The sequence below is a fragment of the Streptomyces sp. YPW6 genome (assembly GCF_018866325.1).
Classification (GTDB): Bacteria; Actinomycetota; Actinomycetes; order Streptomycetales; family Streptomycetaceae; genus Streptomyces.
This window is the reverse complement of record NZ_CP076457.1, coordinates 7,659,771-7,683,543: the sequence shown is the minus strand read 5'-3', so window position 1 is coordinate 7,683,543 and position 23,773 is coordinate 7,659,771. Positions and strand designations below refer to the sequence as shown.

17 protein-coding genes and 8 pseudogenes are annotated in these 23,773 nt (G+C 68.1%); 10 read left to right on the top strand and 15 right to left on the bottom strand.

Annotated features, from left to right (window positions below; all coding sequences use genetic code 11):
• Positions 1-12: 12 nt before the first annotated feature.
• The 6 genes and pseudogenes from KME66_RS34360 to KME66_RS33620 form a co-directional block, all read right to left on the bottom strand.
• The gene (locus tag KME66_RS34360; protein ID WP_253208551.1) at positions 13-567 is read right to left on the bottom strand and encodes a hypothetical protein; all 555 of its coding nucleotides are present in this window, start codon (positions 565-567) and stop codon (positions 13-15) included.
• Between the two features lie 205 nt (positions 568-772).
• A pseudogene (locus KME66_RS34355) lies at positions 773-1,558 on the bottom strand (helicase-related protein); the annotation flags it as partial.
• Between the two features lie 20 nt (positions 1,559-1,578).
• Positions 1,579-2,028: a hypothetical protein gene (locus tag KME66_RS34350; RefSeq protein WP_253208550.1), complete on the bottom strand. Its 450-nt coding sequence runs from the start codon at positions 2,026-2,028 to the stop codon at positions 1,579-1,581.
• 214 nt (positions 2,029-2,242) lie between these two features.
• Positions 2,243-2,377: a hypothetical protein gene (locus KME66_RS34490; RefSeq protein ID WP_301184512.1), complete on the bottom strand. Its 135-nt coding sequence runs from the start codon at positions 2,375-2,377 to the stop codon at positions 2,243-2,245.
• A gap of 94 nt (positions 2,378-2,471) precedes the next feature.
• Positions 2,472-2,879 (bottom strand): CRISPR-associated endonuclease Cas3'', encoded by a 408-nt coding sequence (locus KME66_RS34345; RefSeq protein WP_253208549.1) that lies wholly within the window; start codon positions 2,877-2,879, stop codon positions 2,472-2,474.
• 2,030 nt (positions 2,880-4,909) lie between these two features.
• Positions 4,910-6,061: a hypothetical protein gene (locus KME66_RS33620; protein WP_216328963.1), complete on the bottom strand. Its 1,152-nt coding sequence runs from the start codon at positions 6,059-6,061 to the stop codon at positions 4,910-4,912.
• Positions 6,062-6,536: 475 nt separating this feature from the next.
• Here KME66_RS33620 and KME66_RS33615 point away from each other — a divergent pair, with 475 nt between their 5' ends.
• From KME66_RS33615 to KME66_RS33605, 3 genes are all read left to right on the top strand, one after another.
• Complete coding sequence (locus KME66_RS33615; protein WP_216328961.1) at positions 6,537-7,208, top strand: hypothetical protein; 672 nt, start codon at positions 6,537-6,539, stop codon at positions 7,206-7,208.
• Between the two features lie 1,829 nt (positions 7,209-9,037).
• Positions 9,038-9,331, top strand: a complete 294-nt coding sequence (locus KME66_RS33610; RefSeq protein WP_253208183.1) for a hypothetical protein — start codon at positions 9,038-9,040, stop codon at positions 9,329-9,331.
• Between the two features lie 8 nt (positions 9,332-9,339).
• Positions 9,340-9,966, top strand: a complete 627-nt coding sequence (locus KME66_RS33605) for a hypothetical protein (RefSeq protein ID WP_216328959.1) — start codon at positions 9,340-9,342, stop codon at positions 9,964-9,966.
• A 64-nt stretch (positions 9,967-10,030) separates the two neighbouring features.
• Here the strand turns inward: KME66_RS33605 and KME66_RS33600 are convergent.
• Both KME66_RS33600 and KME66_RS33590 read right to left on the bottom strand, forming a co-directional pair.
• Positions 10,031-11,821 (bottom strand): annotated as a pseudogene (locus tag KME66_RS33600) (acyl-CoA dehydrogenase).
• An 11-nt stretch (positions 11,822-11,832) separates the two neighbouring features.
• On the bottom strand, positions 11,833-14,073 hold the full coding sequence (locus tag KME66_RS33590) for an NF041680 family putative transposase (RefSeq protein ID WP_301184511.1): 2,241 nt from the start codon (positions 14,071-14,073) through the stop codon (positions 11,833-11,835).
• A 238-nt stretch (positions 14,074-14,311) separates the two neighbouring features.
• Here KME66_RS33590 and KME66_RS33585 point away from each other — a divergent pair, with 238 nt between their 5' ends.
• Together KME66_RS33585 and KME66_RS33580 are read left to right on the top strand one after the other, a co-directional pair.
• Positions 14,312-15,307, top strand: a complete 996-nt coding sequence (locus KME66_RS33585; RefSeq protein ID WP_216328957.1) for a GlxA family transcriptional regulator — start codon at positions 14,312-14,314, stop codon at positions 15,305-15,307.
• On the top strand, positions 15,304-15,912 hold the full coding sequence (locus tag KME66_RS33580; protein WP_216317764.1) for a DJ-1/PfpI family protein: 609 nt from the start codon (positions 15,304-15,306) through the stop codon (positions 15,910-15,912). Before KME66_RS33585 ends, KME66_RS33580 begins: the two co-directional genes overlap by 4 nt.
• Positions 15,913-16,102: 190 nt before the next feature.
• Here KME66_RS33580 and KME66_RS33575 read toward each other — a convergent pair whose 3' ends face one another.
• Positions 16,103-16,372, bottom strand: a complete 270-nt coding sequence (locus KME66_RS33575) for a hypothetical protein (RefSeq protein WP_216328956.1) — start codon at positions 16,370-16,372, stop codon at positions 16,103-16,105.
• A 62-nt stretch (positions 16,373-16,434) separates the two neighbouring features.
• A pseudogene (locus KME66_RS33570) lies at positions 16,435-16,827 on the bottom strand (ATP-binding protein); the annotation flags it as partial.
• 215 nt (positions 16,828-17,042) lie between these two features.
• On the opposite strand from KME66_RS33570, the pseudogene KME66_RS33565 reads away from it, so the two are divergent.
• Positions 17,043-17,270, top strand: a pseudogene (locus KME66_RS33565) (ATP-binding protein); the annotation flags it as partial.
• 414 nt (positions 17,271-17,684) lie between these two features.
• Here the strand turns inward: KME66_RS33565 and KME66_RS33560 are convergent.
• A protein-coding gene (locus tag KME66_RS33560) for an IS5 family transposase (protein WP_253208297.1) occupies positions 17,685-18,535 on the bottom strand; the annotation gives its coding sequence in 2 pieces (ribosomal slippage) (positions 17,685-18,169 and positions 18,169-18,535; 852 coding nt in all).
• A 325-nt stretch (positions 18,536-18,860) separates the two neighbouring features.
• Here KME66_RS33560 and KME66_RS34650 point away from each other — a divergent pair.
• Both KME66_RS34650 and KME66_RS34335 read left to right on the top strand, forming a co-directional pair.
• Positions 18,861-19,055, top strand: a pseudogene (locus KME66_RS34650) (ISL3 family transposase); the annotation flags it as partial.
• A pseudogene (locus tag KME66_RS34335) lies at positions 18,989-19,567 on the top strand (transposase); the annotation flags it as partial. The pseudogenes KME66_RS34650 and KME66_RS34335, both read left to right, overlap by 67 nt.
• A 243-nt stretch (positions 19,568-19,810) precedes the next feature.
• Here the strand turns inward: KME66_RS34335 and KME66_RS34330 are convergent.
• Together KME66_RS34330 and KME66_RS33550 are read right to left on the bottom strand one after the other, a co-directional pair.
• A pseudogene (locus KME66_RS34330) lies at positions 19,811-19,900 on the bottom strand (HNH endonuclease); the annotation flags it as partial.
• Positions 19,901-19,928: 28 nt separating this feature from the next.
• Positions 19,929-20,333, bottom strand: coding sequence for a hypothetical protein (locus KME66_RS33550; RefSeq protein ID WP_216328952.1), 405 nt, complete (start codon positions 20,331-20,333; stop codon positions 19,929-19,931).
• Between the two features lie 123 nt (positions 20,334-20,456).
• Between KME66_RS33550 and KME66_RS34325 the strand changes: the two are divergent.
• Positions 20,457-21,014 (top strand): annotated as a pseudogene (locus KME66_RS34325) (IS5 family transposase); the annotation flags it as partial.
• A gap of 37 nt (positions 21,015-21,051) precedes the next feature.
• Here KME66_RS34325 and KME66_RS33535 read toward each other — a convergent pair.
• Positions 21,052-21,898, bottom strand: a protein-coding gene (locus KME66_RS33535; protein WP_253208625.1) for an IS5 family transposase whose coding sequence is annotated in 2 segments (ribosomal slippage) — positions 21,052-21,532 and positions 21,531-21,898 — 849 coding nt in all. Because the reading frame shifts where the segments join, the coding sequence is not laid out codon by codon here.
• 80 nt (positions 21,899-21,978) lie between these two features.
• Complete coding sequence (locus KME66_RS33530) at positions 21,979-22,455, bottom strand: carboxymuconolactone decarboxylase family protein (protein WP_216328948.1); 477 nt, start codon at positions 22,453-22,455, stop codon at positions 21,979-21,981.
• A 70-nt stretch (positions 22,456-22,525) separates the two neighbouring features.
• On the opposite strand from KME66_RS33530, the gene KME66_RS33525 reads away from it, so the two are divergent.
• Complete coding sequence (locus KME66_RS33525; protein WP_216328946.1) at positions 22,526-23,413, top strand: sigma-70 family RNA polymerase sigma factor; 888 nt, start codon at positions 22,526-22,528, stop codon at positions 23,411-23,413.
• The last annotated feature ends 360 nt before the right edge of the window (positions 23,414-23,773 follow it).

Below are 23,773 nucleotides of genomic sequence, written 5' to 3'. Positions count from 1 at the left end.
CACGCACGGTGATCATTGCTGCTTGTGGTGGAAGGCCGAGTTCGTCGTCCATGCGCAGCCAGTGATGGCCGAATTGCTCACCCCGGTCACATTCACTCCCGGGTGACCAGCGGGGTGGGCAGCAGCAGTGTCGGTGAGCATGGGGTGCTGCTTCCAGCTGGCGGGCGGCTGATGGCGGGCACCGGCGCGGGCTGCCCAGGCGGCCGGGACGGGCACCGTGTGTTCCAGGATGCTGCGCAGTTGGCGGGGGCTGAGATGCTCCTGGTCCGGCAGCGGAACCAGACCGGCGGCGTCGAGGGTCAGGAGGCCGTCGGCGGTCCGGTAGCAGGGCAGCACGCGGCGGGGCAGGACGCCGGGGCGTGTAGCCGCCTGGGCGGTGGTGAGGTATTGGCGGTGGAGGTCGGCCAGGGAGGAGACCCGTTTCGGCGGTGGCACCAGGTGCAGTGCGCTGAGCTGCTGCAGGCGGCTGGTCCGCCCCCGGTGTGCGGCGGCCATCCGCTGAAGGCGGGCCGTCTCTGCGGCGAAGCCGGATGTGACGCCGTGGACCTGTTCGACCAGGGCCTGCACGTCGTCGGCACCACGAGGGCTTCTTCTCCAACTGCGGCAGGAGCCGGGCGGTTTCGTGGAGGGTGACAGGAGGTTCGATCGTGCCCCAGCCGGGTGGCAGTGAGGTCGCCCCGCGGGAGTTGACCGGGTGCAGCACCGTCAGGGTCGGGCTGTCGTCACCGTCCCACCAGACCGGGCGGCGGCTTTGGCCGGCCCATCGGCGCGTGAACCGTCCCAGGCGGCCCAGGCGCTGCAGCAGCCGTGCCGCGGAAGCGAGATCGCTGACCATCACGTCGACGTCGATGTCCAGGCTCATGTCGAGCAGGCTGGTGGTGACCACGACGCGCCGCAGCGGACGCGGGCCTGCGGGCCCTAGTTCGCGGCGGAGGTCTGCCAGGGTGTTCTGCCGTCGCCGCTCGCCCACCCGGCCATGGACCAGGACCAGGTCGTGGGCCGGGCCGGCCCAGATGCTGCACAGGTACGCGTAGGTGTCCTGCGCATCGGCGACGGTCGCGCACACCACCGCCGCGCACCCGCCGTGGTGAACGACCGGTTGAAGGGTGTCGGCGATCACGGCCAGGCGCTCCCCGGCGTCCACGCTGCGGCCGGTCTGGCCCAGGCGGCGGTAGGTGACCGGCCGGGTACGGATCCGGGCGGTCCGACGCTGGGCGGCCCGCTGCCGGTCTTGGGCCGCTTCCGGCATGAGGTGAGCGGTGCCTGTGGCCGCGTCCGCGAACAGCCAGCCGGGATAACCGGGCGCGAACGGAACGCCATGGTGTCCGGTGCGGCCCGCTCCGGACAGGTAGGCCCGCACCAACTCGGTCGTCGTGGATGCGGGCATCGTCGCCGACAGCAGAACGACCGGACTGTTCAGGGCTCCCAGCCAGTGCAGCAGACGCAGCAACTGCAGCTGGCTGAACGCATCCAGGGCATGAGCTTCGTCGACCACGACCGTCCTGCCCGACAGGGCCAGCATGCGCAGAGCACTGTGCCGGACCGGGAGAACGGCCATCTGGGCCTGGTCGATGGTGGTCACGCTGTACTGGGCCAGGAGCGCATGGTCCCGTCCGCGCAGCCACCGGTCCGGGCATGCGGCCGCCGGTCCGTACTCGGTCTCGTCGTCGGCGAACAGTCCGTCCTGATCGTCGGCGAACGGGCCGTCGGGCGGCCGTCCAGGACGGATGCGTCTTCCGGGAAGAGACGCTGCTGGGTGTAGGCCTCGTTGAGGTCGCTGTGGTGGTGCACCAGTGTCACCGGGGCGTACTCGGGCCGGTGTGCGCGCACGTATTGGTCCAGGACCTCGTAGGCCTGGTCGGCGGCAGCCGTGGATGGCAGCAGCCACATCACCCCCTGGGTGCCGCAGTGCTCGTTGAAGATCCGTGCCATCTCCAGGGCGGTCACGCTCTTGCCCGCGCCCATGGCGTCGGTGACCACCGCGATGCCGCTCCCCCGCCCGGCGACCAGATGCGGCAACTCCTCCATCACGGAAGCCTGCAGAGCATTCGGTTCCACGAGTCCGGGGTGAGCGGTGGTGAACGAGACGCTATCCAAGGAAAAGCGGGCAAGGCCGAGCCGCTCGACTTCCTCCTCGGCCTGCCGGCGGGCTGGCTGTGATGTTCGGCAGCACCGAAGGACGGAGTGTGTGCGTTGGGGACCCAGTACCGGCGCTGGCTCGCGACCCGGTCGGCGACCATCGTCAGCCCGTGATCAGCACCGCAGCCTCGACCGACACCCGCTCCGGGGGTTCGTTGACTCCGAACAGGTGCCAGAGCAGGCGCGTGTAGCGGCGGCGCAGATCCTGCCACACGGGCCCGCCCAAGGTGGCCTGCACCCGGTGAGCGGAGGCTGTTCCGTCCACATCGAGCTGCAGGAACCGGCCGTGGTGGCCGCCCAGACACTGAGCAGCGCGTACGGCGGGGCTGTCGTTACCCCGAGCTCGAATCAAGCTCGACCAGCAGACGCAGCCCGGCATGCATCGACGCACGCGCGTGCGGCACCTCCACCACACAGCCCGCATCCGCCAGCAGATCCTCCCCCAACCGCATCTGCGCCACAGATTCGAGAGACTGGAAGTACGGGATCAGCTTCCCGATGTCATGCATGGCAGCCAGAAACGACACCAGCGAACGCACCCGCTCCTGCGACATGCCAAGTCCTGCGCTGATGACCTCGCGCTGGCTCGGAGTCAGGAACCGGTCCCACAAAACCCCAGCCACCGCACCCACATCGATCAAGTGGAACAGCAGCGAATACACCATCCGCGTCGCGCCATCGAACTTCCCCCACGGACGAAGATCAACACCCTCATACCGGACATCCTCAAGAACTCCCATCCCCCCAACGCTGCCACCCCACCAGCCTCCTCAGATCAAGACCGCGGAGAAAGCGGAGAACTCAGCCTGGCGTTCAACCCGTGTGGCATCATTCGATTAGCCAGCACGAGCAAATGACTGGCAAAACTCCTCAGAACGCCCAGCTTAAAAGGGGTAGAGCCCGCGCGAGCGGGACTGCTCGCCCAGCACAAGGACACGGCCGACTTCCTGGCCGTAGAGCCCGCGCGAGCGGCTGACTCGCAGGCCTGGCCGAGACGGAGTCCGGCGGGACCGTGCAGCCCGCGCGAGCGGGCTGACACGACCGGCCTTGACCTCGTGCTCTTGGCCTTCGTTGAGCCCGCGCGAGCGGGTGACCCGCGCGGATTCGGGCCATGGGAACGGGTCTACTGCCATCGCCCGCGAGTGGGGCTCATCCGATCACCGCCATGTTGGTGTTCCGATCTGACCCAGTAGAGCCTGCGCGAGCGGAGCAACTCGGCCAGCGCGTCCAGGGTTCGACTGTGGAAGGTGGAGCGTCTACGTGAGTGGGAGAGACCGTAGGTCATCTCGGCCTATGCCTAGAACTTGGTTTGGCGTAGCGCCCGCACGAGATGGATGGGCTCGGCCTTCTAGAGCGCCCTGTGCTGGAGCCCGGGCGCGGGGAATCTCGATGTGTTACCCGCGAGGCGGGCGTGATGCGGCCCGGTAGTGAACACCCAGCCGGGCGTCCAATCCGTATGGCATCGTTTGAGTAGCCAACGCGAGCAAAGATTGGCAAAGCGCTTCAGAATCCCCAGGTCAGAAAGGGTTGAGCCCGCGCGAGCGGGACTGACTCGGCGGAGGGGATCCCGCCGCGAACTACCCGGAAGTTGAGCCCGCGCGAGCGGGACTGACTCGGACCGCGGTCCTGGCCCGGCCAGGCGAATGGAGTTGAGCCCGCGCGAGCGGCTGACTCGCTGTGCCGATCGTCACCGCGGTGCGGTGATCGTTGAGCCCGCGCGAGCGGGACTGACTGGCGTCCGTCGTCTATCGTGCCGGCCGGCGCGGTGCAGAGCCTGCGCAAGCGGGGCTGACTCGGCGGTGTTGCAGGCGATCCGGCGGCCGTCGGGATGCAGCCCTCGCTTGCGCGAGCGTGAGGGCATCGCACGGGCGGAATGTCGCGTGGTGGCCGAACATCAGACCGACTTCACGGAGGTCGGAGGTGATGTGGGCAGGCAAGTAGGGGCGTGCCTGTGCAGGATGCTGCCCCGACGGTCTTTCCGGCGGAAGCGGAGGGCGGACCCGAAGCCGGACACGCGCTCCGGCTCCGCCCCGTAACCCGCCCGTTCCAGGGCCTTCACGCACACCTTGACGATCGCCTGGTCCTCGTACGCGAGGCGCGCGAGCGGAGTGACTCGTCCAGGACGAACGGACTGACGAGGTGCGGTGGTGCAGCCCGCCCAGGCGGGAGTGCCCCAGGACGCCGCTCTCATGCACGGAACCCGTGCTGCCCGCGCGTGCGGGAGTGGACCGCAGCCCGGGCCGGACATCGGGCTGCGCGAGCGGGGAGCGGACCGATCGGCTGTCCGGCGACCTCGAGGCCGATTTGCAGCACGCGCGAGCAGGAGTGCTCCGAACCGCGACGAGGCGATATGGGCCATCGCCCGGTGCAGTCCGCGCCAGCGGGAGTGACCCCAGATGGCGCAGAGCGCTGAAAGGCCGGACGTGGTAGAGCCTGCGCGGGCGAGAGTAGCCGGTCGTGTTTTCTGGGCCAGGTGGTCGTAGCACCTGGCCGGACAGAGTTGGCCTGGCGGAACCCGACTGCTTTCGCATGTGCGTGGGGTGCACTCGCAGAGTTCGTCTGCTCCAGAGCGGATGTGAACGGGTTGACACGTCGCGCCGGTGCCGGTCGCGCTGGAATGCGAACGCCGCTCGTTGATGAGTCAGATCGTCACGGCGCTCCCCTGCGGGCGGTAGTTCTCGGTAGGGACGAGCCGGGGGCCGGCCCCCGGTGAGCCCGGAGGCCGGGCGCGCTGTCCAGCGCGTGCCGTGAGTCCTCGCGGGGCTGGCGGTCAGGTTACGGGCGGGGTTGGTTGGGCTACCCGTGCGGGCTCGTCGTGAGGGAGCATGCCCGCCACGTCGATGAGGGGCACCACGACGGGGTGCAGGTCCTCTCCAGCGGGGTTGGCGAGTCCGTGATGGCGCTGTGCCACGGCAAAGCCGGCCCCCGCGATCAGGTCGGCGAGCTGTAGCGAGGGGTGCTGCGTGGACTGCCCTCGCAGGAGCTGGCCCAGATGCACCCCACGGGACAGGTGGCGGAACTCGGGGTAGCCGCGGTCACGTGCTTCCGCCTCGATGTCGTCGAGGTTCGTATCGGACAGGGTTCTCTGGTCGTCTACCAGCATGTTGACCCTGCCCAGTTTCCGGGACCAGTTGGCGGTGACCGCGGCTACGGCCGGGATCAGGGGCTCCAGTGCTTGCGGGATGGCGGCGTCGGGCCCGTGTGCGGCCTGGAGGAATTCGCCGGCTTCCTCCCGGGTGGTACGCAGCAGTGCCAGGGCCTCGGTGACGTTGCGCCGGCATGAACGGGCCCAGGCCTCCTCCACGACCTCGTAGAAGTCGTCGACAGTGACCTGCTGGTCCCGGTTCCTCTGGGATGTGAAGGCGACGGTGGACGTCAGCAGCCGGCCGAAGAGCGCCGGGCCCAGGGCGCGGGGGCCTTCCTCGAACAGGCTGCGGGCCATCTTGCGGGCATCGCCGGCGTTGCGGAAGTTGCTGCCGTGCTTGTGCGCCTGTTCTTCGACGAACAGGTCGATCAGCTTGGCCACGACGAAGTAGTGCTTGTCGAGCAGATAGACCGATGCCCTTTCGTGCAGAGCACCGCCCGGTGCGAGGAGCGCGGACAGGGCAGAGCGCCGCTGGCCGTTCTTCGGGCCGGCGAAGACACCTGAGAACTTCAGCTCAGGTGCTTGCAGGCGGGTAGCGGAGCGGATCTCATCCACGATGGGCTCCGCGTCGGCGTCGCTGATGGCTACTGATCCGACCGACAGGTAGCGGCTGCGCTGTTCGCCGTGGAGTTGGTCGCCGTCCCATCCTGACTCGTCGACGGCCACCCACCGTCCCCCTCCCTCGATGTCTGCTGTGGCGCCGAGTTGGTTGCGGCGGGCGTAACGCGGGCCGAGCAGGCCTGTGCCGGGGTTGGGCTGACGGGAAGCATCACTCATGGGCGCGATGATGCGCGGCGCCCCGGGCAACGCGCTGCCCGGGGCGCATACGGCAGACGGAGACTTCCGCCGGGCACTGTCGCGCAGGTATCAGCGCCCGGCCTCGAATCGTCGCGGTGGCACGGGAGGCCTGGGTGGGGCCTGATGCACAGGATGTTGCCGTCACGGACTCGCTGAGGCCTCAGCGCCCGGGGACAGCAAGCGTGTCGTTGCCCCCGGCAGTTCGCGGTGCGTAAGCTGCGGACAGCCATGCGGATCCTGGGCTGAAGTACCGGATCCGACAGCGACTCACCTCCGATCCATGCGGACGAGCTGGCAGCTCGTGCGACACGTCGGTTGGCAGGGTTTCCCCCGTTCTTCTATGGCCTGGCGCTTGTTCGCGCCAGAGACCGTTCTGACATGTGATGTGAGACAGGAAATGATTCATTCGTTCATCGCGCACACCAGCCCAGGGCGAAGCAGAGTGTTCGCCCTGGTGAAGAATCCTGGGGACGAGCTGGAGGCAGTGACCACCCTGGGAGCCGGAGACCTCCACCTGACCACGCAACTGGTCCGAGTCCTCAACTCCTATCTCTACGACCGTGACGACCGTGCCCTGGGAGAGGTACTGGACCGGGTCCCTAGGGCGGTACGGATGGCCGTGCAGCAGTACCTGAAGGACAAGTGCGCCCCGGTGATGGGGGCTTTCACCGACTGCGGGCCGGTCGAGGTTGTGCGCGAAGCTGTGTTCTTCGGAGGGGTCGACGAGGAACTCGAGGAGTACCTCGAGGGCGCCTACACGATCGGGCTCGGCATTCGCATGTCGAACGAGCGACAGCGCGACGGCGACGGCATCAAATGGGTCATCCAACTCCTCGATGACGAGGTCTCCGTACCGGCCAGCGCCACTCCGCGCACCTGGGCCCTCCCCGAGGGGGCCAAGCTCGCACGGACCTGGACGAGCAAGCAGAGGGACAACAGCGCCGGCCCTGTTCGCGGCGCGCTCCAGGTGGCAGCGGACGCAACAGATCAGGGCCGGTGGGTGAGGGTCCATACGCTGCTGCACAGCCACTACGACGTCGACTTCGAGGGCAGCGGAACTTCGGAATTCGTCGTCGATGTCTTCGACTCCCCCGTCCCGCACAGCGGCCGCCCCTCTGACTCCTGAGGGCATGACCGCCACAAAGGCAGAGAGTCCGCCCTTGTTCGCAGGCGTGTGGGATCAGGTTCTCCGGTGGGGCGGGGCGCCCTGGCAGTGAGACCGCCTATGCGCAGCGGGCCGCGGAAGAGCCCGCGCGGTCAGGGGTAATGGGTCGTTGCGGCGAAACACAGTGTGGGCTCCACTGCAGAGCCCCCGCGGGCTGGAGCAACCAGCCTGTGGTGACGACACGTCGGAGGTTCGCTGCGTGCATCCCGCGCGAGCGGGAGTGTCCACGCGTCGAAATCGGGCGTGCAGGGGCTCGGAGCACGGGTCTCGTCAGTGTTGCATCCGGCCGAGACCTGCATGATCAGGATGAGGACCGCCGGTCGGTTGGCTGGCTCGTCCACGCGGGCCTCGGCGCACCCCCTCGACCGACGCCGGCCGGAAGCAGGCCAGCCCGCGGAGTCGACAGCAGCGTCACGCGGGCGTCTTCGCCCTTCCCCGGTAAGAGGAGTTGCGATGTCTGGGCGGCGGACAGAGCCTCCAACTCCGTGGGATATTCGGCCGCAACGACGGTTACATAAGGGCGGTCCTCCTCGGGCGGGGCCAGCAACATTTCGTCAGCCTCGCCTGGTCAAGGCCAGCGAAAATCTGATCCCTCCGGTCATCCCGGAAGCCGAGCCCGCCTCTCCGGCGGCTGCAGCATCCACGAGTACAGGTTCATGACATGAGCGATGCGAGATCAGCCTGCCGTCGATATGCTCAAGCTCATCGCGTACGCCACCAGGAGTACCTGTTGGCCAACCTTGAGGCAGCACAAGCAAAGAAACAGTAAAGCAGCTCAGAACATCCAGGTCAGGAAGGGTACAGCCCGCGCAAGCGGGGGTGATTCGCAGCCAGCCGAGGTTGGTCAGCGGGTGCACCAGTACAGCCCGCGCAAGCGGGGGTGATTCGTACCCCGTACCGCCGCCGCTCAACTTGGGCAGGTACAGCCCGCGCAAGCGGGGGTGATTCGCCGTCGCAGATGGGGATCCGGGTGATGCGGGAGTGCAGCCCGCGCAAGCGGGGGTGATTCCACACCACCACCGTCGGCCCGGAATGTCCGAAAGCCCGCGCGAGCGGGGCTGACTCGGCGTCCTCGTGGGTTGAGGGTTCGTGGAGATCGTAGAGCCCGCGCGAGCGGGGGTGACTCGTTCGTCAGCACCATGGGCGAGTCGGTCCACAAGTGCAGCCCGCGCAAGCGGGGATGACTCCCAGCCAACCCGGCCCGGCAAAAGGGACATTGGGTAGAGCCCGCGCGAGCGGGGCTGACTCGGGGGTCCTGCGTCTGTCCGACGGCCAGGACCAGTTGAGCCCGCGCGAGCGGGGCCGACTCGAGTGGCACCTCCTGTGGAACTCCACCGAGCCTTAGAGTCCGCGCAAGCAGGAGTAACTCGATCATGTTGCGACAAACGTTCTTCGCTCATTGGTAGAGCCCACGCGAACGGGAGTGTTTCTCGCTCCCATGAGAGTAGTGACAGCCGCTGAGGGCTGGCTCCAGCAGGAACGAACCGGCTCTCGATGGCCTTGACCTGCCGCTTACTGAGCGGGTCCCGTGTGGTGGCAACCCGTTCGCCGATCGGCAAGCTCGCCCGGGCGCACGCGACACCGAGTACGGAGAAGTAAACTCAGCACAAAACCGCAGGTCAAGAGCATCGTCTTATTGCAACTCTCAGCGGAGCGAACAGGCAATTCTCATGCACCTGCATCAGCAGTTCTCATGACATTCCTTAAGCAACCTCATATCGCCCCTGCTCCAGTAGCTAAGATGCGCCACCCCAGATCACACTGAAATGAGAATCATCTACGGCAGGGAAGTGACAGTCAGCAGGGGGCTGTTGCTGGACTGGGAGCGGGCCTGGGCCCCGCGACTGCTGACCGAGGTCAAGCTGGCGTGCTACCGGGCGCAGCTGGACGGCGCAGCGGCCCAGCTGCTGTCGGAGATGGCCGACGACGCCCGGCTGCGGGCGATCGAGGAGAACGGCAGCGGGCTCGGCGGCGCGTCCCTGCCTCTGCACCACCCGGCACTCGGCGACGGGACCGCGCACCCGGTCCCCGTCCGGGCCACCGGCGCGACCGTCATGACCTTCATCTTCGAGCCTGGCGACTAGGAGCCGTTGTGTACATATTGGTGCCGGACGACCCGATGTTCATGACGCGGTTCCTGGAGATGGAAGAGCCCCTGTTCCACTCCCTGTACTACCTCCACCTTGCCAAACTGCCCGAGGTTCAGGCCGAGAAGATCCGCCGGGCCTACGACTCCTGGGGCGACATCCAGCGGGCGATTCCAGGCCATCTGACCTGGCACACGCACAAGTCGTTCGAGATCGCCGAGTACAGCCGCCGGAGGTCGAAGGGCTACAGCCTCTACGGGCCCGAGGGTGAGCAACTGATCAGCATGTACGCGGTCGAGGTGAGCGTCGAGAGCCTGAGCAACCTGACCGAATGCCTCCGGCTGCTGGAACTGGCGGAGCTGGAGCTGCGCAGTCCGCTGGCCGAGGCGCTCGCCGAGATCAGGGAACCCGATCTGGACCGGGAGCTGGTCGACAACTACCGCCGGGTGCTGAAGGCGTTGCAGCTGTCAGCGCCTCGCGCCCTGGTGGCGGAACTGATGGGGGCGGCGTCGGAGGTCTGCCTCGACGCCGCTCTGCATGCCGAGTACGCGGACTACCGCGACCAGTTCTGCCTCGCCTTGAGCACGGGCGACTGGTGGATGTACACGATGCACCGGTCCTTGTACCTGTGACCCGTCACGGCGGCCGCCGCCCCGCTCGGCGGCCGGAGCCCGTTTCCCCCCTTCACAGCGCTGGTCAGGCGCTGAGCATCGGGTGCGTCTCCAGGATCTCCTCGGATATGCCGAACGCCCCGGTCAGGGTGAGCGCGTGCGGCTCCATGAAGCCCAGGACTTCCTCAACGGCGTCGGGCAGGCTCTCGACCTGAACAGCCGTCACCCTCCCGCGTGCCAACAGGTCCCCGCTGTTCGCGGCGATCCTGCGCAGTGCGAACAGAGCGTGCAGGGCGCGCAGGAGGTCCGCCGGGACTCCAGAGGGCGCTTGGGCGGCAGCGGTCAGCAGGGCCTCGGCGGCGAGCCGGTGCACGTGGGCATCGGCCAGGGCCACGGCGGGCGTCACCGTGGAGTTCCAGCGGGCCAGCGGTGAGGCGGCAGGCTTCCGGAGCCGGGCCTTCGCGCGGGTGTGGGAGATGCGCTCGATGTCGGCCAGGAGATCCTGGAGGAACTGGGGGTCGGTCAGCTCCCGGCTCTCGGCCGCGATCTCGCTCTCGGGCTTGAGGTCGACGCCGCCGAGCAGCATCTCGCCCCCGGCCTTCTGCATGATCACCGTGTTGTCGCCCTCGGCCGTGATCGTGCCCTCGATGGAGGCGAGCTGGAGCGCGATCCCGTTCGCCTGGATCAGGCCCTGTGCTCCGCACCGCTCGCGGCACTCGGACATGACCGCCCTCGACTGCCACGTGATCCACGCCTTGGTGATCGCCGTCAGCCGCTCGTACGCCTCGCGCTCCTCTCCGCCGGCCCGGTCCCACTGCCGTACCACCGAGCGCTGGAGCAGCGTGGCGGCGTAGGTCGTCGCCACGGCGTCGAGCAGCGGCGTGTGGTGCCCGCGGTGGGCGATCAGGGGCACCCGCTGGCCCTTCGTCATGCCGGAGGTGTGACGGGTGTGGGCGTAGCGCATGGCGACGTGAAGCGCGTGCCGCATGACGCCGAGCCCGTGGGCGGTCATGCAGAGCTTGCCCATGGTGACCCGGCCGATGGACTCCAGGAACCGGCGGCGGGAGCTGCCGAGCGCGCTGGCGAACTTCCCGGCCGGGGTGAGGCGTCCGTGGTCGCCCTGGAGGAGAGCGTCGTACGGCAGGCGAACGTTGTCGAAGGTGGTGGCGCAGTGGTCGACGGGGCTGCTGGTCGTCTGGGGCAGCGGCCGCACCCCGATGCCCGGCAGCGGGCTGCCGTCGCCGCCGCTGAGCGGCACCAGGAACAGGAAGACGCCCTGGTCGGTGCCCTCGACGATCAGGCGGGCCGCGACGACGGCCCCTTCGCCCCGCCGGCCGGGCCGGTGTTGGGCATGAACTTCGCCGCACCGGGGTGCGGGGTCTGCAGCACGAAGTCCCGCGCCGCCGGGTCGTACGTCGCGGTGGTCTCCATCTGCGCGGCGTCGTTGCCGTGGGCCACCTCGGTGCACAGGAACGTCCCGATGCGATCCCCCCGGACGTACTCGCCCAGGTCCCGCCCGGCCGCATCATGGTCCGCCAGGCTCCCGTGAAACAGGTTGTAGTGGATCGAGATGATCGTGGCCATGCCCGGGTCGACGGCACCGGCCCACTCATGGATCGCGGTCAGCTCGACCGGATCGACCGCGAGCGCCTGCGGAGCCTCGACGGCTTCGTTGACGATCCGGAGCCGGTCGTAGCTCAGGCGTATTCGCTCCCGATGGGTGAGCCCTTCCCGGAAACGGAACGGGGCGGAGCTGAACAAGCTCCTCCACCGGTCGTGCGTGGTTCGCAGCTGACCGGCGAACAGGACGCCGGCGAGCGGCGGAAACGGGGACAGAGGAGACGGAACCGGAAACCGGAATCTGAGAGACAGTCACACCGGAGAAAACTAGCCTGATCGATCACGTCTGACGGCGTGAGGATCACCACGATTGAGCAGGGCGAAAACACGGTAGGTACCCGCCCCGTCACTCACTTCCACCTGCTCAGCGGCCTGTTGAACCACCCGACCGGAACACGAAAGGGCCGCTCCGCACGCCGGAAACGGGTACGGAACGGCCCTTCGCCGTAACGGGATGCGGTGCCACCCGGGGGAAGCACCACACCCAGGGCAACAGCGTCTCCGGATCACCGCCGGCCGGACGGCCCCGCGCAGCCGCGATCGGATTTCAGCGTCCCGCATTCCGGCGTCTCGCAGCTGCTCGAACGTTCCGACCCGCGCCGACCACCCCCGCCCATCCGGCACAGGCCGCCACCCCAGGAGCGAGTCCGGCGTGATGCTGTCGGGCCAGATCATGTAGCCGAGCATCACAAGCCCCCCCGCCGCGTGGGCGGCATCGACCGGGAAGTCGGGCCAGCCGGGCCAGTGCGTGAGGTCCTCCTCCGCGAGGAGCTCACTGCTGCCCCAACGCACCACGCGCAGGATGTAGCCGCTGTCCGCAGCCGTGCACGTGGCCGCCAGATCCCGGCGGGCGCTCTCAGTCGTCATGCGAAGACGCCGAGGGCTGTCCCGCAATCCCTGCCGGGGCGCACGACGACAGCTACGGCGCCTCGCCGCGTTGTCGACACCCGAATACATCCAGTATGCGGACGTCCCTCCGCCCTGCGATGCACCGCATCTGACGCCGCGCGCTGATCCGGCAGGGATGACGGGACAGCCCTTAGCTTGATCTTTAACCTGTGCGGCGTGGGCGAGGAGAAGTGGACTTCTTCGCATTCGATTTCGTGATGCCCGTTTTGCGGACTGTGTGGACGTCGTGGCGTGGGGTCGGCCGGGTGTTCTTGCGTCCGGGTGGTCGTCCGGGACCGGGGCGGGAGGATTTCGGTGCTCCGGCGGGACAGACGGCCTTCGGGCGGAGGTGCCGGAAGTCGCGGCGGACTCGGGCAGGGGTGAGTCTGTCGGTCGGGGCCGGTTTCTCCCAAGGGGGCGAAGGTCAGCGGCGAGCGGGCGGGCGAGCCGGAACTGGGTGAAGGCCGCGAGGATCAGCCAGGTCCAGCGGTCGGCGGCCTCCGGGGTTCGGATCCTCGGACAGGTCCAGCCCAGGGTCTGCTTGAACAGGCGGAAGGTGTGCTCGATGTCGAAGCGCCGCAGGAAGGCTTGCCAGAGCAGGTCGACCTGGGCTGCGGTGGCGTCGGTGCCCGACCACCACAGCCATACCGGCTTGGGGGTGGCACCGCTGGGCAGGCGCTCGACCTTCAGGAGGATCACGGTGCCCTCGATCACCGGCAGCGCACCCAGCTGGGCGGTCCAGGGGGAGCGATGGGTCAGCCTCGGGTGGAGCCGGTCCCAGGCCCGGGCGGCTGCGACGCCGTAGAGGCGGGTCTCGGTCACGGTCGCCGCGTCAGGGGTGTTCCAGGTGGCGGGGTCGCCGAACACGAACTCGCCACCGTGGCGGGACGGGCAGCCCCGGGTGCCGGGCTCACGGGGTGGTGCAGCGCGACGCAGGACGCGGTCCGAGCGCATCCGGCCCAGCACCTGCACCGGCAGATCCCTGAGCAGGAAGGCCAGACGGGGCACGTCGTAACCGGCGTCCACCACGATCAGGATGTCCGGGTCGCCGCCTCCCCACTGCCCGGCGCTGACGAGCCGCTCGACCAGTTCACGCATCTGCCCAGCGGTGACCGTGGCGGCGTCGTCACCCGGGGCGAGACGCAGTGCGTCCAACGGAGCGGTCCACGAGCTGCGGCCCGTCTCCAGTGCGCAGATCACCGAGTACAGCCAGCCGGGGACGGGAATGTGCTGGTCCTTGCCGCGTCCGTAGGTGTGGCACAGGATCCGTTGTGGTGAGGTGTGCGCGTCGGGCCGCAGCCAGCAGGTGATGTCGGCGGCCAGCACCAGCCGCCCGTCCGCCGCCCGCGGCAAAGGCACCGCGGCCAGGGCCCGACGCAGCCGGGCCACCTCCCCCCTGCCGGCGGCCAGGGCGTCGCAGAGCCCGCCGTGCCCACGACGGTGTTCGCCCACCAGCGACAGCTCCACCAGCGACCTGACCGGGCCGACCGCACACAGCACGGCATCCGCCAGCTCGAACAGAGCGTCCGCACGTCTGGTCAAACAGGAGTAGAACTCGCCCCGGAAGCGTGACAGTTCCTCGAACGGATCCTGCCGGACAGCTTGATGCAGCACACTCATCCCCACGGCCTTCGTGCTGAGCGTGTGTGTTCCTTGGTCGGAGCACATGCTCAGCCGAAGGCCGTCTGCACGTACGGCAGTTACCAGACCGGATGATCAAGTACGAGAGGCCGTTCGACGCCCGAGGCTAAAGATCAAGTTAGAGGGGGCCGCGCGTCAAACACAGTCACCCCCTGTGGCGCGATTCGTGGGATGTATGTCGTTGACGCCATTGCACTGGTTCCCCGAGGGTGGAGGCATGACGGAGCGCAGCGTTGTTTTCATGATCTATGAGGGGTTTCAGCCTCTCGACCTCGTCGGCCCCCACGAGGTGTTCCAGCACGCCAGGCGGTTGGCGGGCGGGTATCGATGCCAGGTGGTAGCGCCTCGTTCCGGGGCTGTGCAGGCGGCGAGCGGACTTCCGGTCCACGCCGAGTACGGGGTGGACGACCTGGATCCTGAAAGTGTCGACACGTTGGTCTTGGCCGGCGGCAAGGGAGTCGACCGGGCGTGCCTTGATGCGGGGCTGACCGGGTGGATCCGGGAGGCCGGGGCGAGCGCGCGCCGCGTAACCTCGGTGTGCAGCGGGGTGTTCCTGCTGGCTGCCGCCGGACTCCTCGATGGGCGCAGGGTCACCACTCATTGGGCCCGGGAGCAGCAGCTCATCAGGGAGCATCCGGAGGTTGATGTCGACTGCGAGCCCATCTTCATCCGGGACGGGCGTGTGGACATCGGCCGGTGTCACCGCCGGATGGATCTCGCCCTGGCGCTCGTGGAGGACGATCTGGGGCGGGGGATCGCCCGTGCTGTTGCACGCGAGATGGTCATGTTCCTGCGCAGGCCCGGCGGTCAGTCCCAGTTCAGCGTGGCGCTGTGGTCGAAAGAGCCGGCGACCGACCCGGTCCGTGCCGCGGTGTCAGCGATTCATGCCGATCCCGGTGCTCGGCACGGAATCGCCGAACTTGCGCAGAACGCGCGGCTCAGTCCGCGTCATCTGCAGCGCCGGTTCACCGCCGAACTGGGTATGCCGCCAGCCTCGTACGTGGAACGCGTACGCGTCGAGGCCGCCCAGCGCGCGCTCGCCGAGGGCCACGACCCGGTCGAGGCCATCGCCCGGCGCTGCGGCTTCGGCACCGCCGAGACACTGCGCCGCACCTTCCACCGTCACCTGGGCATTGCGCCCTCCGACTACCGGGCCCGTTTCCGGTCCACCACCTCCGCTGCGGAACCGCAACAGGAACAGGAACATTCATGACCACCTACGGGCTGCTGATCTTCAACAATGCCGAGGAGCTGGACTTCGTCGGCCCCTGGGAGGTGTTCACCGCCTCCTCGATGCTGCGCGACGGCAGGGACACCGCCGTCCTCATCTCCGAGAAGCCCGAGCCTGTGCGCTGCGGCAAAGGGATGCGTGTCCTGCCAGACCACACATTCGGCGACCACCCGCCCCTCGACGTACTGCTGGTCCCGGGCGGACGCGGGGCTCGCGAGACAGAACCGTACAACCCGGTCGTCACCGACTGGATCACCCGAACCGCGGCGCAGGCCTCCTGGGTCAGCAGCGTGTGCACCGGTGCGGTGCTCATTCACGCCGCTGGTCCCGCGCGCGGGCGGCGCGTCGCCACCCACCGGAGCCACGAGGACGAGCTTGAGGCTCTCGGTGACGTCACCGTCGTCCGTGACGCCCGGTACGTCGTGGACGGAAATCTGGTCACCAGCCAGGGAGTCTCCGCCGGGATCGACAGCGCCCTGTGGCTGGTGGGCCAAATGCACGGGCGCGAGCACGCCCGCGCGGTACGCCAGTACATCCAGTACGATCCTGCGCCGCCCTACCTCGCCGACGAACCCATCGTCGGCTGACCGGAACCGGCAGCCGCGCTCGGCCCCAGGCAACCAGCCCGACGCGTACCACCGGACTCGACGAGCGCTGCACCTCGCTGCGCGGGCCGGACCTGACTTCCGCCGGCCTCGAACGGTAGCCGCAGGACCCGGCAGGCGGTGTCGATCGCTGCGACGGAGACGGTCTCGGTCAGGTTGTGGTGCAGGCCGGTCATGGCGCGTCCTTCCTGGGGCGGTTCAGCGGCTGCTCCGAGCGGTCGAGAGCGGGCAGGGGACGCTGATCGGTGTGGAGGCGGACGGCCTGGCGGGCGTTCAGGCTGACCACCTCGCTGGGCTCCGGCCCGGGCAGAACCGGTGCCAGCCCGGTGACCGTCACGGTGGGGGAACGGCTATCGGTCTGAGCGGCCTTGCGGGCTTCGAGGGCGACGATGTCGGCGGGGTGGGCACCGGCTGCGAGGGCGGACCGGATGCCAGCGATCACATCGCGGTGTTCAAGGTACCGGTGCAGCAGTAGCACGTGGACCAGGTGCTTGGTGCCCTCAAGTAGACGGAGAAGCCGGCCCGGCAGGCAGCGACCGAGAGCGCGACGGCGATGCGGGTCTTGCCGACCCCGGGCGGTCCCAGCAGGGCCGCGTTGCTCTTGGCCTCGGCGAAGACGAGGGTGGCGAGGTCTTTGATTCTGCGGGGGTCGAGTTCGGGCTGGAAAGTGAAGTCGTATTCGTCGAGGTTCTTGTGGTGCGGCAGTTTGGAGAGCCGCAGGCCCTGGCGGAAGCGGCGGTCGTCACGGACGGCGAGTTCTTCGGCCAGGACGAGGTCGAGGAAGTCAAGGCACCCCATCTTGGCCTCGTCCGCCCGGCCGGCGTACTGCTTCAGGCTCTCGGCCAGGTGGGGCAGGCCGAGCTTAGCGGCCGTGGTGCGGATTCGGGTGCTGACCAACTCGCTCGACTGGGCTCCTCCGGTGTGGGGTGGGTGGTGAAGGGACGCGTTCCGGTCAGTTCGTCATAGACCGGCAGAGGCTGGCGGCCGACCTCGACTCGGACGGCCGCGGCCCGTGTCAGGAGAGCCATCGGCGAGCGGGCGTCCTCGCCCGGGGCGCACTGCTGGCGGCGTTGAGGAGGAACATCACCGGTGGTGGTCCGCCTGTTCTTTCCGTCATCGCCGAGCTCGGCTACATGGAACTCGACCGCCGCGGCGCCGAACTCCTCTTCCAGTTCCTTACCGAACGCGAGGAGAAGAACAGCGTGGCCATCGCCTCCAACGAGTCCTTCGGGGGCTGGACCAAGACGTTCACCGACCCCCGCCTTCGCGCGGCCATCGTCGACCGCCTCACCTTCAACGGCACCATCATCGGGACCGGCCCCGACTCCTACCGCCTCGCCAGCACCCGAGCACGCGCCGAAGCCGCGGCCAGCCAGGTTCCGGTGGGAGCGTCGGCCACTTCTCCAGTCTCAGGGGGAGCTGGCCGACGAGCCATCGGAGCGAAGCAGGGTCCGCAACTCGTCGGGGGTGACAGGCCCCGGGTCACGAACGGGCTGGCCGACGTCGGCAGGCCAACTGGGACGGAAGCGTTCGACGAAGTCTGTGAAGTCGGTCCGTAGATACCGAGAGTCGCACGGCTTCAGCCGGATCTGCTGGCGGCTGTCTGCCCACCAGATCTCGAAATCGGCAACCGTGCCCTCCGCTGGCCAGTCTTCACCCTCGCTTGGCAGCAGAACGTCGACAAAGCCTCCGACGCTCAGGCCGATGTCCACGAAGATCCCGATCGCACCGGGCCTAGAGATCGTCTTCAAAGGTCAGATCCAGAGCATGATGGAGGCGATGGTGACGGCCGCCTGGTAGGACTCGCGGGTTTTGTCATAGCGGGTGGCCAGTCCGCGCCACTGCTTGAGGCGGTTGAAGCAGCGCTCGACGACGTTGCGGCGGCGGTAGATGCACCGGTCGAAACCGGGCGGCCGTCCGCCGCGTGTGCTGCGGTTCAGCCGGCCCAGGATCTGGTCGGCGCGTTCGGGGATCGTGTGGGGGATGCCGCGTCGTCGCAGGTAGGCGCGGATCTTTCGAGAGCTGTAGCCCTTGTCGGCGACCACGTGGTCGGGCCGGGAGCGTGGACGCCCGGACCCGACTCTGGGCACGCTGATCGAGTCCATCACCTTCTCGAGGCGGGTGCAGTCGTTGGCGTTGCCGCCCGACAGGACGAAGCCGAGAGGACGGCCGCGCCCGTCGCAGGCCAGGTGGACCTTCGTGCTCAGTCCACCACGGGATCGGCCGAGGGCGTGATCACCCGCTTCGTCCCTGTCGACCGCCCCCTTTTGCCGCCGGCGGCATGCTGGTGGGCCCGAACGATGGTGGAGTCGACCGACACCAGCCAGTCGATGTCCCCGGCCGCGTCCTTCTCCGCCTGGACGGCCCGCAGCATGCGCGAGAACGTCCCGTCCAGCGCCCACCTGCGAAAACGTGTGTACAAGGTCTGCCAGGAGCCATAACGTTCCGGCACATCACGCCAGGCTGATCCGGTCCGCAGCTTCCACACGATGCCGTTCAGTACCAGCCGGTCGTCCGAACGAGGCCGCCCCGCAGTCCCCGAACTCGGCAGCAACCGCGACAGCACAGCCCACTCGGCATCCGAAAGCTCATGACGACGCACCATGACAAGCATGATCCCTCATCACCTGATCACCTTTGAAGACGATCTCTAGGAACCTTCACCACGGTGCCCTTGAAGACCTGCCCAAAGCGCAGGTCTCTCCGAATCCGAGTCCACTCGGCATCTGTCACCACGAACAGATCATCGCACCTTCGTCCGTCTGCCTCAGCGGCACGGCACTGCCATCAATTCTCATGAGCATCCGCGGGCTCTGGCTCACTTTCCGTGAGGCGTGCACGGTGAGTGATCGCTGACGCTCGGGTGAGTCGCCGGGACGTTGCCCGAAAGTAGTCACTGGTGACCTTGGTGTGGCTGACAGTTCGGCGTCATGAAGGAAACGACGCTGCGGCTGAAGGAACTGCTGTTCCCGTCGATCGCGGACGTGGCAGTGCTGTCCGTAGACATGAACAACGGTGCGATACGCATCGAGGTCCGTGTGACAACGATCGGCTCGGAATGTCCGGACTGCGGCAGCTGGTCGAGCCGGGTACACAGCTCCTACCTGCGGTTCCCAGCCGACGTGCCTACTGCGGGGCGGCGGGTGGTCGTCTGTCTGCACGTCCGCCGGTTCTTCTGCCCGGATGCTTCATGCGGACGGCTGACGTTTGTCGAGCAGGTGCTGGGGCTGACCCGACGGCACAGTCGGCGGAGCGAGCGCCTGCGTCAGGTGTTGGCTGCGGTTGGCCTCGCGCTCGCAGGCCGGACCGGAGCACGGATGGCCCGGGTCTTCGAAATGCCCGTCAGCCGCAGTACTGTGCTGCGGCTGGTCGCCGCACTGCCCGAGCCGCACCTCCGGCCCCCCGGGTGGTCGGCGTCGACGAGTACGCCACGCGAAAGGGCCGCGTCTACGGCACGGTCCTGGTCAACGTCGAGACCCGACGGCCCGTGGACCTTCTGCCTGATCGGAAAGCATCCAGCCTGGCCAGGTGGCTCGCCGAGCGGCCCGGCATCGAGGTCGTCTGCCGGAATCGAGCTCCCTTCTTCGCGGAGGGCGCCACGGCCGGGGCGCCCCAAGCGGTCCACGTCGCCGACAGGTGGCATCTGTGGAACAACCTCGGTGAGGCCACCGAGCGAGCCGTTGCCCGCCACCGCCAGTGCTTACGCGTCCTGGTCCCCGAGCCTGGATGTCAGAGGGCCGGGGAGTCCCCCGAGGAGACATCGGACTCGCCGTGGCAGAGCCAGCGGTTCGCCAATCGCATCCGGGCCAGGCACGCCACCGTCCACGCGATGCTGGAAGCCGGCCACAGCCGCCGCGAGCCGAGAACAAAGTCTTCCTCTGGCGGGCGGCATCCAGGCGGCCGGTTCGCGGTCGGCCTTGGACCGGTTGGTCTTCGCGGTCACCGCGACCAGGGAGCGCTCCGCGACAACGGCCTGTGCGGCGGACGGGCGGAAACACTCAGCGCGCATCGAATGCCGCCTGCAACGCGTCCGCCGCGGGAACGATGACAACCGCGTTTCCTCGAAGCTCCACAGGGAGGTGACGACGCTCCTTCTCATGGAAGATCAGCGCGTCACCTTCCTGAGGGACGATCGAGGCTCCGAGGGCTGCCGCCAGCCGGGAGATCACACCGAGCATCGCGCCTTTGGCAAAGTGCGTCACCGTCACGCCCGTCATCCCGCTCGCGCCGTGGGACCCGTGGTAGAGATCCGCTTCGCCCCCGTCCTCCGCGCGAAGCTGGGAGAAGCCCTCCTCCGGGCTGCCCGCCACCACGTACGGCTCGGTCACCTGCCGGAAGCGCACGGCGTCCAACGCGACAACCTCGCTGTCTACAAACTTGAGCAGGAAGATGCTGTAACTCACGGACACACCTTCCCATCGTCATGACCCGCCGGACACACCCGACTCCTCAATCCGCGCCGCAGCGCGACTCGGGCACGCGACCGGATGCTCCAGGCCGTCCAGGCGAAGGCGGACGCCGCGGGTGACATCGATTGGCTGGTGTCGGTCGACTCCACCATCGTCCGGGCTCACCAGCACGCCGCCGGGGCCCGAAAAGAGGGCGCCAAAGCCCGGCCCTAAGACGGTCCCGGGGCGGACTGACCAGCAAGATCCACCTCGCCTGCGACGCGGTCGGTCGGCCGCTCGCGTTCGTCCTGACCGTCGGGAACACCAACGGCTGCACCCAGTTCACCACTGATGGACGCCATCCGGATGCCCCAGACCGGGCCGGCCCCGCACCAGGCCCGGTCATGTCAGCGGCGACAAGGGCTACGGCTCGAAAGCGATCCGCAGCTGGCTGCGGCGCCGCGGCATCCCGCACACCATCCCCGGACGGGCCGACCAGGTCCGCAACCGGGCCCGCAAGGGCAGCCTCGGCAGCCGCCCTCCGGCCTTCGACAAGGAGATCTACAAGCACCGCAACGTCGTGGAACGGTGCTTAACCGCTTGAAGCAGTGGCGCGGCATCGCCACCCGCTACGACAAGACCGCCCAGTCCTACGAAGCAGCCGTCACCCTCGCATCGATCCCCATGTGGGCCTGACACTTTGACGACAACTCCTAGGGGTCGTCTTCAAAGGTCAGATCCAGAGCATGATGGAGGCGATGGTGACGGCCGCCTGGTAGGACTCGCGGGTTTTGTCATAGCGGGTGGCCAGTCCGCGCCACTGCTTGAGGCGGTTGAAGCAGCGCTCGACGACGTTGCGGCGGCGGTATATGCACCGGTCGAAACCGGGCGGCCGTCCGCCGCGTGTGCTGCGGTTCAGCCGGCCCAGGATCTGGTCGGCGCGTTCGGGGATCGTGTGGGGGATGCCGCGTCGTCGCAGGTAGGCGCGGATCTTTCGAGAGCTGTAGCCCTTGTCGGCGACCACGTGGTCGGGCCGGGAGCGTGGACGCCCGGACCCGACTCTGGGCACGCTGATCGAGTCCATCACCTTCTCGAGGCGGGTGCAGTCGTTGGCGTTGCCGCCCGACAGGACGAAGCCGAGAGGACGGCCGCGCCCGTCGCAGGCCAGGTGGACCTTCGTGCTCAGTCCACCACGGATCGGCCGAGGGCGTGATCACCCGCTTCGTCCCTGTCGACCGCCCCCTTTTGCCGCCGGCGGCATGCTGGTGGGCCCGAACTATGGTGGAGTCGACCGACACCAGCCAGTCGATGTCCCCGGCCGCGTCCTTCTCCGCCTGGACGGCCCGCAGCATGCGCGAGAACGTCCCGTCCAGCGCCCACCTGCGAAAACGTGTGTACAAGGTCTGCCAGGAACCATAACGTTCCGGCACATCACGCCAGGCTGATCCGGTCCGCAGCTTCCACACGATGCCGTTCAGTACCAGCCGGTCGTCCGAACGAGGCCGCCCCGCAGTCCCCGAACTCGGCAGCAACCGCGACAGCACAGCCCACTCGGCATCCGAAAGCTCATGACGACGCACCATGACAAGCATGATCCCTCATCACCTGATCACCTTTGAAGACGATCTCTAGCACTCTGATGGCACCTCGGCAGTGCCGGTCACCAGGTGGTGCCGGCGGGCTCCTCGATGGTGGCGTTGATGCGGTTGAAGAAGTTGGTAAGGCCGATCATCAGGATGATCGCGGAGAGCTGCTCCTCGTTGAAGTGGTCCGCGGCCTCTTTCCAGACCTCGTCGGGGACAGCCTTGCCGGAGCGATCGGCGATCCGGGTGGCGGCCTCAGTCAGGGCCAGGGCCGCGCGCTCCTCGTCGGTGAAGAACGGAGTCTCGCGCCAGGCGGCCACGGCGTGGAGGCGTTCGTCGCTCTCACCGTGCTTCTTCGCGCCCGCCACGCCGGCGAACACGCAGGCGCTGCAGCCGTTGATCTGGCTGGCGCGCAGGTGGACCAGTTCCAGGATCTGGGGGGAGACGCCGCCCTGGTACATGGCCTTGTAGATGTTCTCAATGCCCTTCATGGCGTCCGGCAGGACCAAGGCGGGGTTCTTCATCCGGGCGCTGGTCGTGGTTGCGGCGTTCATCTGATGCTCTCCTGGTGATCCGTTAGCGTCTGTCACTGGACCGACGGATCGACACGCGGGGGTGTGACAGGTGAGCGAAAGTTCTTCTCTGGCCGATCGTTTCGAGGCCGAGCGGCCCGGGCTGCGGGCGGTGGCCTACCGGATGCTGGGTTCGCTCGCCGAGGCAGAGGACGCTGTCCAGGAGGCTTGGCTCAGGCTCAGCCGCACCGACGTGAGCGACGTGAGGAACCTTGGGGCCTGGCTCACCACGGTCGTCGGCCGAATATGCCTGGACATGGTGCGCTCGCGTACCTCGCGACGTGAGGATCCGCTGCCCGGGCAGGACGGGTCGGTCCGGCTGCCGGACCCGGTGGTCACCGCGCCGGCCCGCGTCGATCCCGAGCGGGGAGTCCTGATCGCGGACGAGGTGGGCATCGCCCTCATGATCGTTCTTCAGGCCCTCTCTCCGGACGAGCGGCTCGCCTTCGTCCTCCATGACATGTTCGACGTGCCCTTCGGTAACATCGCCCCCGTTCTCGGCCGCACCACGGTCTCCACCCGACAGCTCGCCAGCCGCGCCCGGCGCCGTGTCCAGGGCGCCACCCCGGCCGCCGATACGGACAACGCCCGCAAACGCGACGTCGTCGACGCCTTCCTGACCGCCTCCCGCGGCGGCGGCTTCGAGGCACTCCTGGCCGTCCTCCACCCCGACGTCGTCGCGCGCTCCGACGGCGGCACACTCGTCCCGACCATCCTGCGGCACGGCGCGGGCGACGTGGCGTCCCAGGCCATCGCCTTCGCCCGCTTCGCGGCGAACGCACACCTGGTACTGGTCAACGGCACACCCGGCGCCGTCTCGTTCACCGAAGACCGACGACCGCTGTCCGTCATGTCGTTCACCATCCACGACGGCCGCATCACCGCACTCGACATCCTCACCGACCCCGACCGCCTGACCATCCTCAACCTGGCCAACTGACCGATACCGGCCACTCCACAGCGGACACCGCCGCCCGGGAATCAGCACGAAGGCGCACTTGACCGGGCTGAGCGCTGTTCCATCCCGGGTTCTGGCACAACTTCTGTGGTGATGGCTCGGTGCTCCGTACGTCAGGACGTTGATCCATGAGAACCAGCAGGTCAGTGCGTTGGCCCGGCGCGGTCATGAGCGCCCAGGGCGCAGCTCCACAGAAGTTGAGCCAGAACCCCATCTCGTGAACATCGACCACAGCGTGGTTCGGGTGCCTCCCCAAACGCTGGACAACTGCTGCCGAACTCCGTGAACAACGCCAACCGGACCACCGGACAGAGTGAGTGCCCGTTCCGGCGTGGTGGGTGG